The sequence below is a fragment of the Mesorhizobium huakuii genome, assembly GCF_014189455.1.
Classification (GTDB): Bacteria; Pseudomonadota; Alphaproteobacteria; order Rhizobiales; family Rhizobiaceae; genus Mesorhizobium; species Mesorhizobium huakuii_A.
Genome location: NZ_CP050296.1, coordinates 1995667 through 2015636, shown reverse-complemented (window position 1 = coordinate 2015636; position 19970 = coordinate 1995667). Strand labels below are relative to the sequence as shown.

Below are 19970 nucleotides of genomic sequence, written 5' to 3'. Positions count from 1 at the left end.
CATCGCTTGACGAAACGGAACGGTTCGTTCTATTCAACGAAACGTTTCGTTCCGATGGAGATCGTCATGACGGCTGTTATCTCACCCGGCTCCGCACCCGCCGAGACGACGATTTCGAACTGGATGACCTTTTTGCTGGCTGCCGCCTGCGGGCTGATTGTCGCCAATATCTACTATGCGCAGCCACTGATCGGCCCGATCGGCGCTGAACTTGGCCTGCCGCCACATGCGGCGGGCCTGATCGTCACGATGGCCCAGATCGGCTACGGGGTTGGCCTGCTGTTTATCGTGCCGCTTGGCGACCTCATCGAGAACCGCAGGCTCGTGCTCGGCATACTCGCCGTTGCAACGCTCGCCTTGCTGGGCGCGGCGATTTCAACACAGCCGGCGACTTTTCTGGCCGCGATGCTGTTTGTCGGCCTTGGCTCGGTCGCGGTGCAGGCGCTTATCCCCTATGCGGCGCACCTGGCGCCGGAAGCCAGGCGTGGCCGCGTGGTCGGCAATGTCTCGGTGGGATTGCTGCTGGGCATCATGCTGTCGCGGCCGCTCTCCAGCTTCATCACCGCGCTGTCGTCCTGGCATGTGGTCTACTTCACCTCTTGCGCCGTCATGATCGTGCTGATCGCAGTGCTGCGGTTCGCGCTGCCCAGGCGCGTGCCGACGGCGCGTCTGAGCTACGGCGCGCTGTTGGCGTCCATGGTGCATATTGCGCGCACGACGCCGGTGCTGCGGCGGCGGGCTCTCTACCAGGCGTTCCTGTTCGCGGCTTTCAGCCTGTTCTGGACGACAACGCCGCTGCTGCTGGCCGGGCCTGACTTTGGGCTGACGCAGCGCGGCATCGGCCTGTTCGCGTTGGCCGGCGTCGCCGGCGCGATCGCCGCGCCGCTCGCTGGAAGGGTTGCCGACCACGGATGGGGCCGGCCGGCAACCGCCTTTGCCATGCTGTGCGTCGCCGTGGCGTTTCTCGTAACCCACATCGCCCGCAGCGGCTCGACGCTTTCATTGGCGCTGCTGGTCGCCGCCGCCATCGTGCTCGACTTCGGTGTGCAGACCAACCTCGTCCTCGGCTATCGCGACCTGTTCGCGCTCGGCGCCGCACATCGCAGCCGTCTGAACGGGCTTTATATGGCGACGTTCTTCATCGCCGGCGCAATCGGCTCGGCCGTCGGCGGTTGGGCGTATGCGCAAGGCGGCTGGCCGCTGGTGTCCTGGATCGGCCTGGCGCTGCCGGTTGCGGCACTGCTCTGTTTCGCCAGCGAATTCATGTCGCGCCAAAGCGCGTGAATTCGCACCCGGATCAGGCCATCATTGCATCGCTTGCGAGGTTTCGGATTCGATGCGCCATCCGCCTTCGGCCTTGACCAGCCCGAGCGTGACGCGCGCCTTGCCGGTCAGCCGCGCCGTGGACTTGTCCTTCGGCACATAGTCGTAGCGCATGGCAAAGGCGGCATCGGCGCGATCCTCGCCATGCGGGACAACTTCCAGGCTGCCGGGTTCCAGCCCGAGCGACCACGAGGCCCATTGCGCGAACCAGTCGGTCTTCACCTTGACGATGGCATCGGCGTCGTAGCGTGTGCCGAAAATGGTGGCGGACGGGCCGTAGATCCGCTTGACCGTTTCGCTCATCGTCCTGATGTCGGGCGTCAGATAGTCCCGGCGCAGGAATTGTTCGATCGAGGCCTTGTCGTCGCCCACCGAGCGCTCCAGCGCCGCGACCTGCGAGGCCGGCGCCGGCTCAGCCGCCGGTTTGGGTTCCGGGGCGGGCCCTTCACCCGGGACGAATTCGAAGCGTTCGAGCAGCGATCCCTGTTCCCAGGGGCGCTGGCCTTCGCGGGTTTGCGAAACCACGTCGCGGCGCACCGCGATCATCATGTCGTTGATGCTTTGGCCGGGCTCGGCGATGTGCCGCAAAAGGGCTGATGCAAAGGGCGAGTTGCGCCCGGTGCCGTCCATGGCGACCGCACCCGGCGCCGTCGAGAAGGCGATGAAGGAGCCGCGCGTCGAATCGAACTGCGCCAGTCCCGCCAGTACCGTCGCCGAGCGGGTGGTGGCGGTGCGGCTCAAGCTGCGGGCAAACGGGTTGTTGCGGCAGGCATCGAGAAACACCAGGCTGACCTTGGTCTGCTGTTCCATGATGTCGAGGACTTCGTCGATCGGCACCGCTTCGAGCTGCAGCTTCACCGGCATGTCGAGCCGGGCGTCGACAGGCACGATGTAATTGCGGCCGTCGACCTGCAGGCCGTGGCCGGCATAGTAGAAAAGCCCGACGCCCGCGCCTTCGAGCGCGTCGGAGAATTCGCCGATGCTGCGTTCGAGCTCGCGCTTGCCGAGATCGTTGCCTTCGATGACCTCGAAACCGATGGAGCGCAGCTTGTCGGCGATGTCGAGCGCGTCGTTGACCGGATTGGCCAGCGTGCCGGCCTCGGCATAGGTGCCGTTGCCGATGACGAGCGCCACGCGCCGCGCCGGCTCAGCGTCGGCGCTCAGCAGCAACAGTCCCAGAAATGCCCAAGCGAGGATCGCAAGCCTGCCCATGGGGCGCGATCATAGCGTCACAGGCCCCGGCGACGCCAACAGATTTGAAATGCAGGCTTAATCCGGCGGGTTGGCCGTCCCGGCAGGCGCGGCGAAAACGCCCTTGCGCCCGCGCGCCGTATCGGGCAAACCGGCCTTCCCTTGCGATTTTCCCGCCCGAGGTCCCCATGTCCACGACGATTTCGCCGCTCGCGCCGAAGAAATACCCCAAGATGCCGGTCATCGAAGGGGTGCGCATCGCCACCGCCGAAGCGGGGATAAAGTACAAGAACCGCACCGACCTGCTGGCCATGGTGTTCGACGCCGGCACCGCGGTCGCCGGCGTGTTCACCAAGTCGAAATGCCCTTCGGCGCCGGTCGATTTCTGCCGCCAGAACCTTGCCGCCGGCAAGGCCCGGGTGCTGGTCGTCAATTCTGGCAATGCCAACGCCTTCACCGGCAAGAAAGGCCGCGAATCCACCGCGCTGACCGGCGAGGCGGCGGCCAAGGCGGCCGGCTGCTCGGCAAATGAGGTTTTTTTGGCCTCGACCGGTGTGATCGGCGAGCCGCTCGACACAACCAAGTTCAGCCATCTGCTTGCCGGACTGGTCAGCGACGGCAAGCCCGACCTGTGGACCGAGGCGGCGAAGGCCATCATGACCACGGACACCTATCCGAAAGTGGCGACGCAGACGGTCAAGCTCGGGGACGCCGACGTCACCATCAACGGCATCTCCAAGGGCGCCGGCATGATCGCCCCCGACATGGCGACGATGCTGTCCTTCATCGCCACCGATGCGCCGATCGCGGCACCCGTGCTGCAGGACCTGTTGTCGCGCGGCACGGCCAAGACCTTCAACGCGGTCACCGTCGACAGCGACACCTCGACCAGCGACACGTTGTTGATATTTGCCACCGGCAAGGCCGCCAAGCGCGGCGCGCCCGAGATCACCGACCCCAAGGATGCCCGGCTCGGCCAGTTCCGCCGGGCCCTCAGGAAAGTGCTGAAGTCGCTGGCGCTGCAAGTGGTGCGCGACGGCGAGGGCGCCCGCAAGCAGGTCGAAGTCACCGTCACCGGCGCGAAATCGGCCCGCTCGGCCAAGCGCATCGCGCTGTCGATCGCCAATTCGCCGCTGGTCAAGACGGCGGTCGCCGGCGAGGACGCCAATTGGGGCCGTGTGGTCATGGCCGTCGGCAAGGCCGGCGAACCCGCCGACCGCGACCGGCTGTCGATCTGGTTCGGCGACAACCGGCTGGCGCATGAGGGCGAGCGTGATCCGGCCTATTCGGAAGAAAAGACCTCGGCCTACATGAAACGCGACGATATCCGCATCCGCGCCGATATCGGCATTGGCCGCGGCAAGGCGACGGTGTGGACCTGCGACCTCACCAAGGAATACGTCGCTATCAACGGCGACTATCGGAGCTGACGGTTTTGGCTTCCAGGCATCCGGCAAGCATGCTCGCGATCGTGCGCCGCTACGAGGCGGCCGGCTTTCGCGCCTGGCCGGCGGCCGCTGTCCATTATGACGGCACCTGGGTGGTGCGGCTGACCGCCGGCCATCCGGCCAAACGGCTGAATTCGGTCAATCCGCTCGATCCCGGCGACACCCAGCACATCGCCGACCGCATCGGTCGGGCCAGCCGCCGTTTCGATGCCTATGGCAGGCCGCTGACGTTCCGCATGTCGCCGCTGTCGGGGCCTGATCTGGCCAGCCATCTCGACAAGGAGGGCTGGAGCCGGTTCGACGAATCGCTGGTCATGCGGCTGCCGCTGGCCGACGCGCAGCTCGATGCCGCCATGGACCAGATTCCGCTCAAGGACATCAGCCGCTTCATCGGCGCCTCGATCAAGGTTAGCGGCTCGGATGTTTCGCTGCGGCCCGGCCTGTCGGAGATCATCGGCGCCATCCAGCCCGAGGCCGGTCTGTTCGCGCTCGAGGATGGAACCGAACCGCTGGCGACGCTGATCTGCGTGCATGATGGCGATCTCGCCGGCCTGTTCGAGGTTGCGACCGACAGATCGGCGCGCAACAAGGGCCATGGCCGCAACCTGATCCTGTCGGCGCTGAAATGGGCGCGGCTGCGCGGCGCGCGGGAAGCCTGGCTGCAGGTCGAGGCCGGCAATGTGCCGGCGCTGGCGCTCTATCGGTCGCTCGGCTTCGAGGAAGTCTACCGCTACCACTATCGCCGGCCGCCTGGTCATGAGTGAAGTTGGGCATGAATAATCCAGCGAATAGCGGCAAGCGCCTGCTGCTGGTCGCCGCCTGCGCGCTGGTCGACGCCGACGGCCGCGTGCTCCTGGCGCAGCGGCCTGAAGGCAAGCAGCTTGCGGGCCTGTGGGAATTTCCCGGCGGCAAGGTCGAGCCCGGCGAGACGCCGGAACAATGCATCATCCGTGAACTGCATGAGGAGATCGGCATCGAGACCGAGATCCCGTGCCTGGCGCCGCTCACCTTCGCCAGCCACTCCTACGACGACTTCCATCTGTTGATGCCGCTGTTCGTCTGCCGCCGCTTCCGCGGCATTGCCCAGCCGAGGGAAGGGCAGGTGCTGAAATGGGTGCGGCCCAAGCAGATGCGCGACTATCCGATGCCGCCGGCCGACGCGCCGCTGATACCGTTCCTCATCGACCTGCTTTGAGAAGCGGATGGATCGGGACCACGGTCCATATCAGCCAGCGTTAATGGAAGATTTATCTCATCATGAAAAATTGATGCATGGCCGTGTCCTTGCGGCCGCGTCGCTAATTCGCTGGGGAGCAATGGTATGAGCCTGGACAGGGACTGGGATTCGATCCGGCCCGACCGCAGCTTCCGTGCCGCCGATGCGGGCATGGGCATTCTGCGCGTCACGCTGCTGTTCGGCTCGGCCGCGGTGGCGCTGGCGCTGATAGCGACCCCTTTCCTCGACAGCCAGACGCGCTCGCAATCGGCGCGCGATGATTTTCCCGGTCTCGACATGACGGCCACCGGCTCGATCAGCCATCGCAGCACCTATACGGTGCGCCGCAGCGTGCTGCAGCCGCAGCCCGAGTCAGTCTGCATCATCGGCTCCGACGGCAGGACCAGCGGCGACTGCTGATATGGTTAAGATATTTTCGAAAAGGGGGCGGTTTCACCGCCTGTTAAGCCTTTGACGTTAACCTTTCTTAACAGATCGGCGGTAAGGTCCAGGCAACGGGGATCGAGGTGATGAAAACAGTGCTGCTGCGTTTTCTGACGGATGAGACCGGCGCTACTGCCGTCGAATACGCCCTGATCGTCTGTGTGCTGTCATTGACCATCATCGGCGGCATCGGCCAGGTCTTCAACTCGATCACCTGGCTGTTCAGCGACAACACCAGCAGGCTTGCGAACGCCTTTGCATCGCCTTGACCGCAATCGCGACGGCCGCATCAGGATTCGCCGGAACCCTCCAGTATAGCTTTCAGCGAGACCTTGGCTGAGCCCGGCTTCAGTGGTTTTTGCTGCGACGCATCGGGCGCCCAACCTGACATCCAGACCATCGAGAAGCTTGCCCGGATCCGGCCGTCGGGGTCGGAAAACCGCTCGGCATAGATTTCCGCGGCACGGGCAAACAGCTGGCGCGTGCCCGGCCGCCGGCTGCGATCGGCAAGCGCGCTGGTTTCGCCCATGGCGCGCAGATCGGCCATCAGGGCAAACAGATTGGCGTAGCGCACCGTCACCGTTTCGACATCGGCGACCGGCAAAGCGAGACCGGCACGCTGCAAAAGCGCGCCGGCGTCGCGCACATCGGTGAAGGGGATGACGCGCGGGCTGGCGCCGCCGTAAAGCTCGGTCTCGGCCGCAAGCAGGCTCTCGCGCAACTCGCTGAGCGTGCCGGCGCCGGCAAAGGCGCCGAGGAAAAGCCCGTCCGGCCGCAGCGCGCGGCGGATCTGGATCAGCATGCCGGGAATGTCGTTCATCGCCTGCAGCGACAGAAGCGACACCGCCAGATCGAGGCTTGCCGGTTCGAACGGCACGGTTTCCAGCGGTGCGACCAGGCCGGCGGCACCATCCAGGAAAGCCGAGTCCGTCTCGACACGGGCGATCTCGGCCACCTTGCCGCTCGCGGCGAGCACATCGGCCGCTGCCGGCGTTTGGCAAAACAGCACCGCCGCCTTGCCGAACCGGCGCTCGACGGCGCCCAGCCGGTCGGCAAGATCCTCGGCGGCGCGGTTCATGAGGAAATCGGCGCCGTCGACCGGATGGGTGAGCGCGCGCCGCTTGTGCGCCAGCCAGAGATCGGTATCCATTATCGGGTGCAACGGGCGGATCCTTGTTTGTCCACGCCCTGATACACTTGGTATACACGGTGCGCAGGACCAACCACGTGGCCGATCCCATGTCCAAGATCAAGTCCATCGGGATCAGGAACCTCACCCGATCGGCATTCGGCTGGCCGGCGCGCATGCTGTTTCCGCCGGTCTGCGCCGGTTGCCGCCGGCATGTCTCGCAGCCCGGCGTGCTGTGCGGCGCCTGCTGGCCGAAGCTGCGGCTCTTGGAACGCCCCTGGTGTCCGGTGATGGGCACGCCGTTCACCCACCATATGGGCGAGGGCTTTCTATCGGCCGAGGCGATCGCCGATCCGCCGCCCTTCGAACGGGCGCGGGCGGCCGTCGCCTATTCCGGCGTTGCCCGCCAGATGGTGCAAGGGCTGAAATACCAGGACCGCACCGATCTGGCCCCTTGGATGGCGCGCTGGATGGTGCGCGCCGGTGCCGATCTCATCGCCGAGGCCGATGTGGTGGTGCCGGTGCCGCTGCACTGGCGGCGTTTTTTCAGGCGGCGGTTCAACCAGTCGGCGGACTTGGCGCGCGGGGTTTGCGAGCTCAGCGGCCTGTCTTTCGCGCCTTCCGCCATGCGGCGCGTGAAACTCACCCGCCAGCAGGTCGGGCTGGAGCGGCAGGAGCGCGAGGAGAATGTGCGGGCCGCCTTTCGTGTGCCGGCCGAGGCGGAAATCGAGATCGCCGGCCGCAGGGTGCTTCTGATCGACGACGTCTACACCACAGGCGCCACCGTGCGCGCGGCCACCAAGGCGCTGAAAAGGGGAGGTGCGGCCGCCGTCGACGTGCTGACCTTTGCGCGTGTGTTGCCGGGGGGACTTCCGGGCGGACGAGTCCGCGACTATATAAGTCGGCAACGAAAGCGGAAATTCGTCATGGTCGATGTCACGATCTATACGCGCATGATGTGCGGCTACTGCACGGCGGCCAAGCGGCTGCTGGAGCGCAAGGGCGTCGCCTATACCGAGCACGACGCTTCGTTCTCGCCGGAATTGCGCCAGGAGATGATTTCGCGCGCTCACGGCCGCACGACCTTTCCGCAGATTTTCATCGGCGACACGCATGTCGGCGGCTGCGATGACCTCCACGAGCTGGAGGCCGAAGGCCGGCTGGACAGACTGCTCGCCAACGGCGCGACGATTTGAGGGTATGATGATGGGTGTTTTCAAGGCTGCGGCGGTCCAGATGCGTTCAGGCGAAAGCCCCGAGCGCAACGCGGTCGATCTCGAACGGCTGGTGCGTGAAGCGGCGGCCCAGGGCGCGACCTACATCCAGACGCCGGAAATGACCGGGGCGCTGATCCGCGACAAGGAAGCGCGGGCAGCCTCGTTCACCTCCGAAGACAAGGATATCATCGTCGCGACCGCGCGCAGATTGGCGCGCGAACTCGGCGTCTTCCTGCACATCGGCTCGACCGCCATCCTGCGCGCCGACGGCAAGCTCGCCAACCGGGCGCTGCTGTTTGGCCCGGACGGCGCTGTGCTCGCCACCTATGACAAGATCCATATGTTCGACGTCGATCTCGACAATGGCGAAAGCTGGCGCGAATCCGCCGCCTACGAACCGGGCACCGAGGCCGTCGTGACCGGGGTTGCGGGCGCCAGGCTTGGCTTTGCGGTCTGCTACGACCTGCGGTTCCCGCAACTGTTCCGTGCCGAGGCGCTGGCCGGCGCCGATGTTTTGACCGTGCCTGCCGCCTTCACCCGCCAGACCGGCGAAGCGCACTGGCATGTGCTGCTCAGAGCCCGCGCCATCGAGAACGGCGCCTTTGTCGTCGCCGCCGCGCAAGGCGGCGTGCACGAGGACGGCCGCGAGACTTTTGGGCATTCGCTGATCGTCGATCCGTGGGGCCGCATCATCGCCGAAGCCGCGCATGACGAGCCGGCGGTGATCGTCGCCGAGATCGACCCGGCGCAGTCGCTTGCTGCGCGCAAGAAGATCCCCAATTTGAAGAATGCGCGGGATTTCACCATCAATGCCGGCGCGGTGGACGCGCCGCTTCTTAGGGGTGCAGCCTCTTGATCCGCTTTTCCCTGATCTGCGAGAACGAGCACCAGTTCGAGGGCTGGTTCCGCAGCAATGACGATTTCGACACCCAGAAGAAGCGCGGCTTTGTCGATTGCCCGAGCTGCGGCTCTCACAAGGTTGAGAAGGCCCTGATGGCGCCGGCTGTCTCCACGGCTCGCAAGCAGGAAACAATCGCGCTGGCCATGGGCGAGGCGCAGAAGCAGGCCTTGGCGCAACTGAAGGCGATGGCCGAGAAGGTGCGCGAGAACGCCGACTATGTCGGCGACAAGTTCGCCGAGGAAGCGCGCAAGATCCATTTCGGCGAAACCGATGCGCGCGGCATCTATGGCGAGGCGACGCTGGAAGAGGCCAAGGGCCTGGCGGACGACGGCGTCGATTTCATGCCGATCCCGGTGTTCCCGGACGACCGCAACTGAGTTCCGAGAGAACTTTGTCCCGAACCCGGAAAGCTGAGCAGCGACGGGGTCCGAGGATATCGTTTCGCATTTTCTTGGACAGGCTGGCCGTAAGGTCCAGCGACAAGAAAACAGTCGGCGGAATGCTGATTATTTATGACGCCGACAAGGGCGGCAAGGATGTGGACAAGGTTGCCGCCGCACTGCAGTTGATACAAGCCGTTGATCCTGCTCGATACCGGCGGATAGTCCGAGACCTCAAACAAATCTGGATCACAACCATTCCCGGCGCCGCCGGGCAGTTCGTGGGGTCGACATCGACCTGCGAACTCGATGAACGATTCGTGATGGGCGAACACATCTCGATCGAGGAGGTGGCTGGTGCCATTGTGCATGAGGCCACGCACGCGCGTCTCGATCAGTGGGGAATTTTGCGCGCCAGGGTAGAGGAGGTCTGTATGGGGCGGGAGCTGGCTTTCGCAGCCAAATTACCCGATGGAGCGAGCATCCGACGGTGGGTTGAGGCTCGACAGCAGGGAGCCGTTGACTATTCCAACGCGGCGCTCGATACGCGAGAGATTGCCGGAGCGCGCGATGCCCTGATTCATCTTGGCACGCCGGTGTGGTTTGCGGACACGATTGTCTTTCTCGCACGGCTGCGGCGGGGCCGGAGCGCAAGGCGGCAGGAGCGCGGAAGCTTTTCCGAGCCACCGAACTGACCGTCCCGTTCGTGGCGGGTGTGTTCGTGCTCAAAAATTACCGATGTGTTCCCAGGGTCCTCAGCTACAGGCTAAGGCTAACTCAGGCTCCCAATCAATTTCTCAAGCAGACGCGCAAGCGTCTCCTGCTCGGCTCGGGTCAGGCCAGCGAGAATCTCATGCTCGTTGGCGACGTGCGCGGTGACAGCCTCGTCGATTAAGGCCAGCCCTTTTTCGGTCAGTTGCACGACAATGCCACGCCGGTCGTTGGGGTGCGGGCCGCGCAGGATCAATCCGGCCTTTTCCAGCCGGTCGAGCCGGTTGGTCATGGCGCCTGATGTCACCATCGTCGCTTCGTAAAGAGCGGTCGGCGTCAGCGCGTAAGGGGCTTCGGAGCGGCGTAGCGTCGCCAGCACGTCGAACTCGCCGGCCTGCAATCCGAATCGAGCAAACAGCGGGGCGAGGCGGTCACGCGCGATCAGCGACGAGGCTTCGTTCAGCCGCCCCAGCACGCCCATCGGCGAGACATCAAGATCCGGCCGTTCCCGTTTCCACTGCTCGATCGCTTTTGCCGCGCGATCCATCTGTCTCACCATTAAATATCTTGACATTAAGATTCTTTGTATTATCTTACCTCAAGATACAGAGCCGGCCAAGCGCCGCAAGTGTCAAATTTCGCAATTGAGTGACGGGACCATCCGATGAAATTTCTCTGGGATTCGGCGCTTGGCCTGCTGATCGTCACCGGCGGCCTGCTCGGGCTGACCCTGCCCTTCGGCAAGCTCGCCACGGCGGCCGGCGTGCCGGCCATGGTCTGGGCTTTCGTCATCTCGCTCGGTGCCGGCGGCGTGCTTTTTGTGCGTGCTCTTGGCACGAGGCCAGCACATCCGGCTCACCGCGCACAAACTGCGCTATTTCTTCGTCACAGCCGCCGTGTCCTATGCCGTCCCCAATCTCTTGATGTTCTCGGCCATACCGCATCTGGGCGCCGGCTATACCGGCATCATGTTCACGCTGTCGCCCGTCATCACGCTGGTGTTCTCGATCCTGCTGCGTGTCCGGCGCCCCAACATGCTGGGCATTGTCGGCATTGCCGTCGGCTTCGTCGGCGCCGTCATGGTGGCGGTGACGCGCGGCGAGGCCGGCCAGCCGGCCGATCTGTTCTGGGTGGTGATCGGCCTACTGATCCCGGTCAGCCTTGCCGCCGGCAACATCTACCGCACCGTCGACTGGCCGGAAGGTACCGGGCCGATCGAGCTTGCCGTCGGCAGCCACCTGGCGTCGGCAACGCTGTTGCTCGCCGGCATTCTTGCCTTGTTCGGCGTCGAGGCCTTCGCCCCGCTCGGCGCCGTGCCGCTGGTCGTCGTCGCGCAGGTCGCATCCGCGTCGGCGATGTTCGCCTTCTTCTTCCGGCTGCAGGCGGTCGGTGGTCCGGTCTATCTCAGCCAGATCGGCTATGTGGCCTCCGCCGTCGGGCTCTTTGCCGGCACGATCTTCCTTGGCGAGCACTATCAGTTGCTGACCTGGGCCGGCGCCGTCATCATCACCGGCGGCGTCTTCATCACCACGAAGGCGCAGAGCCAGGCCATCGCGAAGCCGCAGCCTGCGTAAACGTCTTCAAAGTTTTCCGCCGCGGTCCGCATCGCCGCCGGGCTCCGGCCTTGGATGCCGGCGGCGGTGCGTGGCGGCGGCTCGACGTTGTCCTTCGTCGATTATGCCGAGGAGTTCCCCTATTTCCGCGACACCGTGCTACCCATTCTCGAACAGAGAGGCATCCGCATCGCGCCGGCCGCGATGCAGTCGGCGGCTTAGGAGGATGTTATGTCCACAGTCTCGAGTGAGGGCCCGGTCGACGTCGCCGACTTCCGCGCCGCCATGCGGCTCATCGTCGGCAATGTCAGCGTCATCACCGCTGGCGTCGGTGACGACCGCTCGGGCCTTGTCGTCATTTCGGTGGTCTCGCTGTCGGCTGAGCCACCCAAGGTGATCGCTTGCGTCAACCGGTCGTCATCGACCTGGCCGGTGATAGAGCGTTACCGGCATTTCGGCGTCAATTCGCTCGGACCTCAACACCAGCGCGTGGCGGAGCGGTTCTCCGGCTTTGGCGGCATCAAGGGCAAGGACCGCTACGAGGGCGCCGAATGGGTGACGCTGAAGACCGGAGCCGCGCTGATTTCGGACGCGGTGGCGGCCTTCGACTGCAGCCTCGACGAGATGATCGACCGCGGCACGCATTCCATCGTCATCGGCTCGGTCGAGGCGGTGCGCACCCGCGATGCCGGCCAGGCGCTGATCTATTGGCGGGGCGGCTATCGGCCGCTCGATTCGGCCTGACCCGAATCTCAACACGTCCTTGGCGCGCATTCCGCGAACGTAGTCAGACCGATCCCTTTTCCGCCAGCACCATGTAATTGACGTCCATGTCCTTCGACCGCGCCCAGCGATCGGCGAGCGGATTGTAGGTGACGCCGGTGCGGTCGATGATGGTCAGACCGGCGCCACCCAGCGCCTTTTCCAGCTCTTCCGGGCGCACCAGCTTGCCGAACTGGTGGGTGCCGCGCGGCAGCCAGCGCAGCACATATTCGGCGCCGATGATGGCCAGGCCGAGCGCCTTCAGCGTGCGGTTGATGGTGGCCACGAACATGATGCCGCCGGGCCGGACCATCTGTCCGCATTTGGCGACGAACAGGTCGATGTCGGCGACATGCTCGACCACTTCCATGTTGAGGATGACGTCGAATGTCTCGCCGGCGTCGGCAAGGTCCTCGGCCGTCGTGGCGCGGTAGTCGACGCTCACATTGCCTTCGGCCGCGTGCAGTTTCGCCACTTCGATGTTTGTCTCGGAGGCATCCGCTCCCACGACCTCGGCGCCAAGCCGCGCCATCGGCTCGCACAAAAGGCCACCGCCGCAGCCGATATCGAGGATGCGCAGCCCCTCGAACGGCCGCGCGGCACGCGGGTCACGGCCAAAGCGCGCCGCGATCTGGTCGCGGATATAGGAAAGCCGGACCGGATTGAATTTGTGCAGCGGTCGAAACTTGCCGTTCGGGTTCCACCATTCGGCGGCAAGGGCGGAAAAGCGTTCCACTTCTCCGGCATCGATCGTCGATCGTCGGGGCTCTGGCATGGGTTGGTCTCCTAGAGCTCTTTGATTTGTCGCAATTCCGGACGGAAAACCGTTTCACACTTTTCCTGGAATTGCTTCAGAGCGCTAGGAAGTCGGGCGTGGGAGCCGGAAAGTCAAGGCAACAATTTTCCTGTGCCGACAGGGCGATGCATCCTGTCAGGGCATGTCAGCTGCCGTGTGCGGCGGTGAAACACAATTGGCCTGGCGGGCGAATGAAAGGCATCGTTTTTGCATTCGAGGAGTAGGCGATGACGGTCACGACGGCTTCGATCCTTTGGCGCCGGCTGGATGTGGAGGGTCACGACGCCTGCCTGCTTTCGCAAGCCGATGGTGGGCACAGCCTCGAGGGACAGGCCATCTTCGTCCAGAACGGCAAGCCATGCTGCCTTGCCTATGCGGTGATTTGCGACGCCGGCTGGCGCACGCGATCGGCGCGGGTCCATGGTTTTCTCGGCACCCGCAAGCTGCACTACGCCATTGAACGACGTGCCGACGGCGAGTGGATGCTGGACGGCGAGCCTCAGCGGGGCGTTGCCGGCCTTGTCGATGTCGACCTCGGCTTCACGCCGGCATCGAACCTGCTGGCCATCCGCCGGTTCGACCTCGGCATCGGGGAGGCGACGCCCGCTCCAGCCGCCTATCTGAGCTTCCCCGCGCTGGAGATGGTGCTTCTCGAGCAGAGCTATCGGCGTCTCGACGCAATCCGCTACGCGTACAGCGCGCCTATGTTCGGCTATGAAGAGATTCTCGATGTCTCGCCGCAAGGCTTCGTCGTCGACTATCCTGGCCTGTGGAAAGCCACGGCACAGCCAGACTGACCCAAGCATCGCCCGGGCCGGGAAGGGCGGCGGATCAGGTTTCCTTAACGTCAAATTTACGAGGTTGGCGGTTTCCTGAGGCACGAGCGGGATTCGGCATGTACATTGCCCTCCCATCGATTGGGATGGGTTGGTGCGGATCAAGACCCAGATTGTTGCCACCTTATTCAGCGCCGCGGCCTTGATTGGCCTGGTGGGCGGCATTGCGATCGTCTCCCAGATATCGCTGACCACATCCGGCGCGCTCGCCGAAGCGACGAGCGTTGGGCGGCAATTGGCCGAAACGATTGCCTTCAAGGCTTCCGATGCGCCGCATTCCTTGTTTGAAAGGGCAGACGCACTGCGCGAATTCGTGACCGCGCAACACAGCGACTCGAAACGCGACCTCGTTGTCGTCAATCACGACAAGGTCATCCTTGCCGATGTCCCGGGTGAAGAAAAAAATGTCGGCACTCCGTACCGCCACGATCCCGACAATGAAGTCGGCCGGACGATCGAGGATGGCACGCCGCGCAACTTCGTTGAAAGCAGCACCGACCTATCAGAAGCGATCAACCTGGTTGCCGTGCCGATCAAGGATGCTCCCGGCAAGACGGTCGGCGCGGTGCTGTTCGAGTATACGCCGCTGCTGCACGCCGCCCAACAGCGCACCAACAACATGCTCTGGCTCATCGGTCTGTGCACCGCGACCGCCGTGCTGATCTCCGCGATCTCGGCTTTCCTGTTACTGCGTGGCTTTGGCGCCGGTCTTTCCGGCCTCAACCGCGGCATCGAATCGCTGGCGCGCGGCGACGCCGGGGCGCGTATCGGCCTTACCTCCAATGACGAGTTCGGCCAATTGGCGCGAGGCTTCGATGGTATGGCATCCGAACTCGAATCGTCGCGCGGGCAGCTCGTCGAGCAGAAGGCCTATATCGAGGATATTGTCCGCACTGTCGCCGAAGGAATCGTCGTCATCGACGGCAATGGCCAGATCGTCTCGGTCAATCCGGCGGCCGCCGAGATCATCGGGCGGCGCATCGACAAGATCGAGGGCCAGGATTGGCCGTCGGTCCTCGACATCAGGGGACTGTCGGGAGACAGGCTGGCGCAGGCAACATCGCCGATCGAGCTGGCGCTGACCACGAGTCGCGGGCATCAGGCCGAGGTTCGGCTGGCAAAGCCGGACGGATCGTACCTGCCGGTGATTGCGAGCTGCAATCCGCTCAATCGCTCCGACGGCGGGATCGTGCTGACCTTGAACGACATCAGCGAACTGCGCAGCGCCGAGCGGGCCGTCAACGATCGCGCCGAGGAACTGGTAACGCTGAACCGCGAACTGAAAGAGACGTCCCAGGCAACGACCCGCCTGGTCAAGCTCGGCGAACTGCTTCAGGCATGCGTCACCTTCCAGGAGGCATTTTCCGTCGTCGGCTCGGCCATGCCCGATTTCTTCGGCGGATTGAGCGGCACCGTGCATCTTACCAGTGCCTCGCGCAACCTGGTCGAGGAAATGGCGCATTGGGGCACTGTGCGTTCGAGCGTTGGCCAGTTTGCGCCGGAAGATTGCTGGGCGCTGCGACGCGGCCAGGAACATGTTGCCGGCCCCGGCATGCTGACGCCGCGCTGCAACCACATCACCGAGAATGGTGGCCGTGGCTATGTCTGCATGCCCCTGGCGGCTCAGGGGGAGACGCTTGGCATCGTGCATCTGTGCGAACCAGACGCCGCCGGCAGGCCGGGCTGGCTGGCCGAACGGCAACAGGTTCTGCGCGGCGTCGTCGACACGCTGGCGCTGGCATTGGCCAATCTGCGTCTGCGCGAAACGTTACGCCAGCAATCGATCCGCGACCCCAATACCGGGCTCTACAACCGCCGCTATCTCGAGGAGACAAGCAGCCGCGAGTTGAGGCGCCTGGAGCGTTCTGGGCAGCCGATGGCGGTAATCATGCTCGACGTCGATCATTTCAAGCAATTCGTATTGCCTCACCCTGGAATGCTCCCGAACGATCTTTCCGTTGCCTCACCATAATGTTCCCCTGGGCTAGGATTCGATCAATGCGCGATCGGCTCGATTGCCGGCTCCACGTGCATTGGGCCGAACACCATCGCGTGTGCCTTTTCCTTCCGCCAGATCTTCAAGCGGCGCTGCAGCGTGCGCAGAAGTGGATCAGGATATTGCCCCGGCTGCTCCGCCTGCAGACGCACCAGTAATTCGCGGCTCGTCCGCCAGGGCTCTTCGTCGAACCACGCGCGCAACTGGCCTGTGACCTTCACGAGCGGATCCGGTCGGCGACGTCCTCGCTTTTGCCTCGGCCTGGCTCTTGCGGTTGGGCGGACTTCCCCCTCCTTCCAGGCCGTCCGCAAACCCGACAGGAACTGGTCCAGCGCCGGATCGCTCACCACCAGCGCCGGCGTGCAGGATTCATCGGCAATGTCGACGAGGCGCTGCTGCGCCGATCGCATCTCCTGCAGCAGCTTTACCGGGTCCAGCCTCGCCTGTGTTTGCGCAAGCCTGGCACGAACCGCTTCAGGCGTGCGTGGATCTGCCAGCAGTCGCTGGCACGGTGTTGCCGCAGGGTGATAGCGCTTGCGCACGCGGGCGCCGTCCCGTTCCTTTCCGGCCAGCTTGAAGGAGGGTTGGAAGAAGTTCACGAACAGCCGAACCGTCGAATAGAGCTGTGCAAGAGCAGCAGCGGCTTCAAGCCCCTCCAGCCGACGATACCCGACAATGCGTCGCACCACGGCGCCGTTCTTCTGTTCGACAAAGGCCTGGTCATTTTTGCGGTAAGGACGGCAGCGGGTGAACTCGATGCCGGCATCCAGACAGTAGTCGCGTATCGTCTCGTTCAGGAACACGCTGTCATTGTCCGTGTCGAATCCGAGAAGCTGAAATGGCAGGAGCTGCCGCAATACCGTCAGCACCTCGCTCAACAGCTTCTGTTCACGCACCAGCAAGGGCGCGCATTCCGTCCACCCGCTCGCGATGTCGGTAAGACAAAGCGTTTGTATGAAGCTTCCCCGCGTCGTCGGTCCACTGTGCGCTACCAGGTCGGCCTCGACGAATCCAGGCGGAGGATCCTGCCAATCGGAGAAGGTCCGGATCGGAATGCTGCGCCGCAGCGCGGTGGACGCTGTACTGCGACGGCGTCTCGGCCCACCAGCGATGTCTCGAACCTCGCGAAGGGCGCGGTCGATCGTGGCCGCGCTCATCGCCAATAGCCGTGTGCGGATCTCGGCGGTTAGGTGCAGATGCCCGTGACGCTCCATCGCCTCCACCAGAATCGGAATCAGCATCTTCAGACGCTTGCCACAGATGCGATCCGAAGCTTCCCAGAGCACGATCAGCGCTTCGCGCACCGCGTCGTCATAAAGCCGGCGCTCCGGTCGCGGGTCCGAACGCTGCGCCTGTGGTCCATTCCGCAGCAACCGCATGGCATGCTTGCGGTGAACGCCGCTCACCGCCGCGAATTCATCGAGAATGCGCGTCTTCTCTGCCCGATCGCCTCGGGCGTAGCGCTCCGCTACCACCTTCACCAGCTCATCCCGCGTCGCCATGCTTATCCGCCTCATATGATTTGCTCCCGCCCCAAAACTGCGGGGAGCAAATCAGATGAGGCAACGACCCAACATCCGGGAGCAGTTCAGGCGATGCAATGCGCAATTCAACGACACGTTTGGCCATGAAGCGGGCGATCTGGTGCTCAAGCAGGTCGCCGCCACGCTGCTCGACCACGCGAGGGACAGCGATGTGGTGTCGCGCTATGGCGGTGAGGAATTCGCGCTGATGCTGCCGGGAACGTCGCTCGCCGATGCCGCCGAGCGCGCCGAGGCGCTGCGCAAGGCGATCAAGCAGCTGCATCTGGCGCATCGCGGCCGCACGCTCGGAACCATAACGGCCTCGTTCGGCGTATCCGCCTTCCCGGAACTCGGCGCATCATGGGTCGAAATCGTCAACGCCGCGGATCGTTCGCTCTATCAGGCAAAAGCGGACGGCCGCGACCGCGTCGTTGCCGGATTGGGCAGGGCCGATCCCAACTGGGACCTTCCCACCGCCAGCCAAAGCGTGGGTTAACGCGACAGAACGAGCTCGGCATGTCGCCTGGACCGGAACAGTCGCCTGAAGGCGCCAGCTATCGTTTCGCGTCCAGCACTTCGCGTAGCTTAGCCTCGAGTTGCTCGATGGTGAACGGCTTGGCCAGGAAGTGCACGTCATGGTCGAGCACGCCGTTGTGGACGACGGCATTCCTGGTGAAACCGGTGGTGAAGACGACTTTCAGGCCGGGTTGGCGCGCGACCGCTTCCTCGGCGAGCTTGCGGCCGTTCATCACCGGCATGACGATGTCCGTGAAAAGCAGGGCGATGCCCGGTGTCACCGCCAGTTTCTGAAGCGCCTCCTGGCCGCTGCCGACGTGGATGACGGTGTAGCCGAGTTCGCGCATGGCGTCCGTCGTTGAGGCCCGCACGCGGGCGTCGTCCTCGACGACGAGGATCGTTTCGGTGACCTTGGCGGTGCTCTTGCCGCGCCCGGCAAGTGCTGCCGGCTCCTCCGGCCCGAAAAACCGGGGCAGATAGATCCTGATCGTCGTGCCTTCGCCCGGTTCGGAGTAGATCTTGACGTGGCCGCCCGACTGCTTGACGAAGCCGAACACCTGGCTCAGCCCAAGTCCCGTGCCTTTGTCGACCGGCTTGGTCGTGAAGAAAGGTTCGAAGGCCTTGGCGATGACCTCGGGCGACATGCCGGTGCCGGTGTCGGTTACCGCGATCATCACATATTGGCCTGGCGTGACTTCGGCATGCGTCGCGGCGTAAGAGTCGTCGAGGTGGCTGTTGGCGGTCTCGATGGTCAACTTGCCGTCATTGTCCATGGCGTCGCGGGCATTGACGGCAAGGTTGAGGATGGCGTTCTCGATCTGGCTGGGGTCGGCGTGGGTTTTCCACAGGCCGCCCGCCAGCACCGTTTCGATGCGGATGCCTTCGCCGAGCGCACGGTGCAGAAGGTCGGACATGCCGGTCACCAGCCGGTTGGTGTCGACCACCTGCGGCGCCAGCGGCTGCAGACGGGAGAAGGCAAGCAGCCGGGAGGTCAAATTGGCGGCGCGGCTGGCCGCGTCCGTCGCCGCCTCGATGAATTTCTCGATATCATTCTCGCCGCGTTTCAGCTTGCGCTGGGCAAGGTTCATAGCGCTGAGGATTACCGCCAGCATGTTATTGAAATCATGGGCGATGCCGCCGGTCAGTTGCCCGACGGCTTCCATCTTCTGCATCTGGCGGATCTGGGATTCGGCTTTCTCGCGCGTGTCGATCTCGTTGCCGAGCTCGATGTTCTTACGCATCAGTTCTTCCTGGGCGGTGACAACCTCGCGAAAGCGGCGGCGGGATTGGCGGATTGTGTAGGCGCCGAGCAGGAAGATCGCGATCAGGGCCGCCAGCGAACCGATGCGCAGCCAGGCCTCGACCTGGTCGGTGTGCTCGTCGCGCGCAGCGATGTCGGCGGCGCCGATGCGCCGGATCGTGTCCACGCTGGCGCGGATCTCGTCCATCGCGGCCTTGCCCTGACCACTGCGGACAAGTTGCAGCGCCTTCGCGGCATCGCCCTTGTCGTAGAGCGCGATCGTCACGGCGAGTTCAGCCTGTTTTTGTGAAAGCGCGTCCTTGATGTGGCTGATCTGCAGGGCGAGCTGGTCGTTGGGTGGTGTCATGGCGTCGATGCGGGCAAGTTGCCCCGGGATGGCATCGACAGCCTTCTGGTACGGTTCGAGGTAGGATTTCTCGCCGGTCAGCAGATAGCCGCGCTGGCCGGCCTCGGCATCCTGCGCCAATGATAGCAGCCCTGAAAGCTGTTCCTGGTATTCGATTGTCTCGCGCGCGGCGGCACGGTTGGCCCTTTGGCCCTCGACCAGCAAGGCGCGGGTGCCGACAATCAGTGCCAGCACGGCGAAGCCGGCGGCAAGCGGCAGCGATTGCAATCGCATGGCGCGCCGAAGACGAGCAATCATCTGTTATGCCGGACCAAAAGGAATTCCCCGCGGGCAGCATTTGGTAAGCGGCGCCGGCCTGGAAGGCAATATCCGTGTTCTTGAAGCCGGCAATCCGCCGCCAGCCTTGCGAAACCGAAAGCAT

The 19970-nt window shown here is 64.3% G+C and carries 21 protein-coding genes and 2 pseudogenes; 17 read left to right on the top strand and 6 right to left on the bottom strand.

Annotated elements, in window-relative coordinates:
• The first annotated feature begins 66 nt into the window (after nt 1-66).
• The gene (locus HB778_RS09845) at nt 67-1284 is read left to right on the top strand and encodes an MFS transporter (protein WP_183463421.1); all 1218 of its coding nucleotides are present in this window, start codon (nt 67-69) and stop codon (nt 1282-1284) included.
• 21 nt (nt 1285-1305) lie between these two features.
• On the opposite strand, the gene HB778_RS09840 is transcribed toward HB778_RS09845, so the two are convergent.
• A complete protein-coding gene (locus HB778_RS09840; protein ID WP_183463419.1) occupies nt 1306-2535 on the bottom strand; it encodes a caspase family protein in 1230 nt (409 codons plus the stop codon).
• A gap of 167 nt (nt 2536-2702) precedes the next feature.
• On the opposite strand from HB778_RS09840, the gene argJ reads away from it, so the two are divergent.
• The 5 genes from argJ (at nt 2703) to HB778_RS09815 (ending at nt 5891) form a co-directional block, all read left to right on the top strand.
• Nucleotides 2703-3944: a bifunctional glutamate N-acetyltransferase/amino-acid acetyltransferase ArgJ gene (argJ, locus tag HB778_RS09835; RefSeq protein WP_183463417.1), complete on the top strand. Its 1242-nt coding sequence runs from the start codon at nt 2703-2705 to the stop codon at nt 3942-3944.
• A 29-nt stretch (nt 3945-3973) separates the two neighbouring features.
• The gene (locus HB778_RS09830) at nt 3974-4726 is read left to right on the top strand and encodes a GNAT family N-acetyltransferase (RefSeq protein ID WP_183463415.1); all 753 of its coding nucleotides are present in this window, start codon (nt 3974-3976) and stop codon (nt 4724-4726) included.
• Between the two features lie 8 nt (nt 4727-4734).
• Nucleotides 4735-5157, top strand: a complete 423-nt coding sequence (locus tag HB778_RS09825; RefSeq protein WP_183463412.1) for a (deoxy)nucleoside triphosphate pyrophosphohydrolase — start codon at nt 4735-4737, stop codon at nt 5155-5157.
• Nucleotides 5158-5283: 126 nt separating this feature from the next.
• Nucleotides 5284-5598, top strand: coding sequence for a hypothetical protein (locus HB778_RS09820; protein ID WP_183463410.1), 315 nt, complete (start codon nt 5284-5286; stop codon nt 5596-5598).
• Between the two features lie 110 nt (nt 5599-5708).
• Nucleotides 5709-5891 (top strand): Flp family type IVb pilin, encoded by a 183-nt coding sequence (locus tag HB778_RS09815; RefSeq protein ID WP_183463408.1) that lies wholly within the window; start codon nt 5709-5711, stop codon nt 5889-5891.
• Between the two features lie 20 nt (nt 5892-5911).
• Here HB778_RS09815 and HB778_RS09810 read toward each other — a convergent pair whose 3' ends face one another.
• Nucleotides 5912-6784 carry a methyltransferase domain-containing protein gene (locus HB778_RS09810; RefSeq protein ID WP_183463406.1) on the bottom strand — a complete coding sequence of 291 codons (873 nt, stop codon included), beginning with the start codon at nt 6782-6784 and terminating at the stop codon, nt 5912-5914.
• 77 nt (nt 6785-6861) lie between these two features.
• Between HB778_RS09810 and HB778_RS41430 the strand changes: the two are divergent.
• The 5 genes and pseudogenes from HB778_RS41430 to HB778_RS09790 all read left to right on the top strand — a co-directional run bounded on the left by HB778_RS41430 (nt 6862) and on the right by HB778_RS09790 (nt 9944).
• A pseudogene (locus tag HB778_RS41430) lies at nt 6862-7651 on the top strand (ComF family protein).
• A 26-nt stretch (nt 7652-7677) separates the two neighbouring features.
• Nucleotides 7678-7947 carry a glutaredoxin 3 gene (gene grxC, locus HB778_RS41425; protein ID WP_348524698.1) on the top strand — a complete coding sequence of 90 codons (270 nt, stop codon included), beginning with the start codon at nt 7678-7680 and terminating at the stop codon, nt 7945-7947.
• 10 nt (nt 7948-7957) lie between these two features.
• Nucleotides 7958-8824: a carbon-nitrogen hydrolase family protein gene (locus tag HB778_RS09800; protein ID WP_183463402.1), complete on the top strand. Its 867-nt coding sequence runs from the start codon at nt 7958-7960 to the stop codon at nt 8822-8824.
• Nucleotides 8821-9246 (top strand): DUF1178 family protein, encoded by a 426-nt coding sequence (locus HB778_RS09795; protein WP_183463400.1) that lies wholly within the window; start codon nt 8821-8823, stop codon nt 9244-9246. The genes HB778_RS09800 and HB778_RS09795 overlap by 4 nt, the downstream gene beginning before the upstream one ends.
• Nucleotides 9247-9368: 122 nt before the next feature.
• Nucleotides 9369-9944 carry a hypothetical protein gene (locus HB778_RS09790; RefSeq protein WP_183463399.1) on the top strand — a complete coding sequence of 192 codons (576 nt, stop codon included), beginning with the start codon at nt 9369-9371 and terminating at the stop codon, nt 9942-9944.
• A 77-nt stretch (nt 9945-10021) separates the two neighbouring features.
• On the opposite strand, the gene HB778_RS09785 is transcribed toward HB778_RS09790, so the two are convergent.
• A complete protein-coding gene (locus HB778_RS09785) occupies nt 10022-10507 on the bottom strand; it encodes a MarR family winged helix-turn-helix transcriptional regulator (RefSeq protein ID WP_183463397.1) in 486 nt (161 codons plus the stop codon).
• 117 nt (nt 10508-10624) lie between these two features.
• Here HB778_RS09785 and HB778_RS09780 point away from each other — a divergent pair.
• The 3 genes and pseudogenes from HB778_RS09780 to HB778_RS09770 all read left to right on the top strand — a co-directional run bounded on the left by HB778_RS09780 (nt 10625) and on the right by HB778_RS09770 (nt 12257).
• Nucleotides 10625-11534 (top strand): annotated as a pseudogene (locus HB778_RS09780) (DMT family transporter).
• 54 nt (nt 11535-11588) lie between these two features.
• Entirely contained in the window at nt 11589-11735 is a 147-nt protein-coding gene (locus HB778_RS09775; RefSeq protein WP_244661882.1) for a hypothetical protein, read from the top strand.
• Between the two features lie 9 nt (nt 11736-11744).
• Nucleotides 11745-12257: a flavin reductase family protein gene (locus HB778_RS09770; protein ID WP_183463394.1), complete on the top strand. Its 513-nt coding sequence runs from the start codon at nt 11745-11747 to the stop codon at nt 12255-12257.
• Between the two features lie 43 nt (nt 12258-12300).
• Here HB778_RS09770 and ubiG read toward each other — a convergent pair whose 3' ends face one another.
• The gene (gene ubiG, locus HB778_RS09765) at nt 12301-13050 is read right to left on the bottom strand and encodes a bifunctional 2-polyprenyl-6-hydroxyphenol methylase/3-demethylubiquinol 3-O-methyltransferase UbiG (protein ID WP_027031212.1); all 750 of its coding nucleotides are present in this window, start codon (nt 13048-13050) and stop codon (nt 12301-12303) included.
• Between the two features lie 248 nt (nt 13051-13298).
• Between ubiG and HB778_RS09760 the strand changes: the two genes are divergently transcribed.
• Both HB778_RS09760 and HB778_RS09755 read left to right on the top strand, forming a co-directional pair.
• Nucleotides 13299-13868: a putative glycolipid-binding domain-containing protein gene (locus HB778_RS09760; RefSeq protein WP_183463392.1), complete on the top strand. Its 570-nt coding sequence runs from the start codon at nt 13299-13301 to the stop codon at nt 13866-13868.
• A gap of 133 nt (nt 13869-14001) precedes the next feature.
• A complete protein-coding gene (locus tag HB778_RS09755) occupies nt 14002-15879 on the top strand; it encodes a sensor domain-containing diguanylate cyclase (RefSeq protein ID WP_183463390.1) in 1878 nt (625 codons plus the stop codon).
• Between the two features lie 23 nt (nt 15880-15902).
• Here HB778_RS09755 and HB778_RS09750 read toward each other — a convergent pair whose 3' ends face one another.
• Entirely contained in the window at nt 15903-17420 is a 1518-nt protein-coding gene (locus HB778_RS09750; protein ID WP_183463388.1) for a DDE-type integrase/transposase/recombinase, read from the bottom strand.
• A gap of 40 nt (nt 17421-17460) precedes the next feature.
• Between HB778_RS09750 and HB778_RS09745 the strand changes: the two genes are divergently transcribed.
• Nucleotides 17461-17922 (top strand): GGDEF domain-containing protein, encoded by a 462-nt coding sequence (locus HB778_RS09745; RefSeq protein ID WP_183463386.1) that lies wholly within the window; start codon nt 17461-17463, stop codon nt 17920-17922.
• Nucleotides 17923-17980: 58 nt separating this feature from the next.
• Here HB778_RS09745 and HB778_RS09740 read toward each other — a convergent pair whose 3' ends face one another.
• Nucleotides 17981-19822: a CHASE3 domain-containing protein gene (locus HB778_RS09740; RefSeq protein WP_183465049.1), complete on the bottom strand. Its 1842-nt coding sequence runs from the start codon at nt 19820-19822 to the stop codon at nt 17981-17983.
• Nucleotides 19823-19970 lie beyond the last annotated feature (148 nt).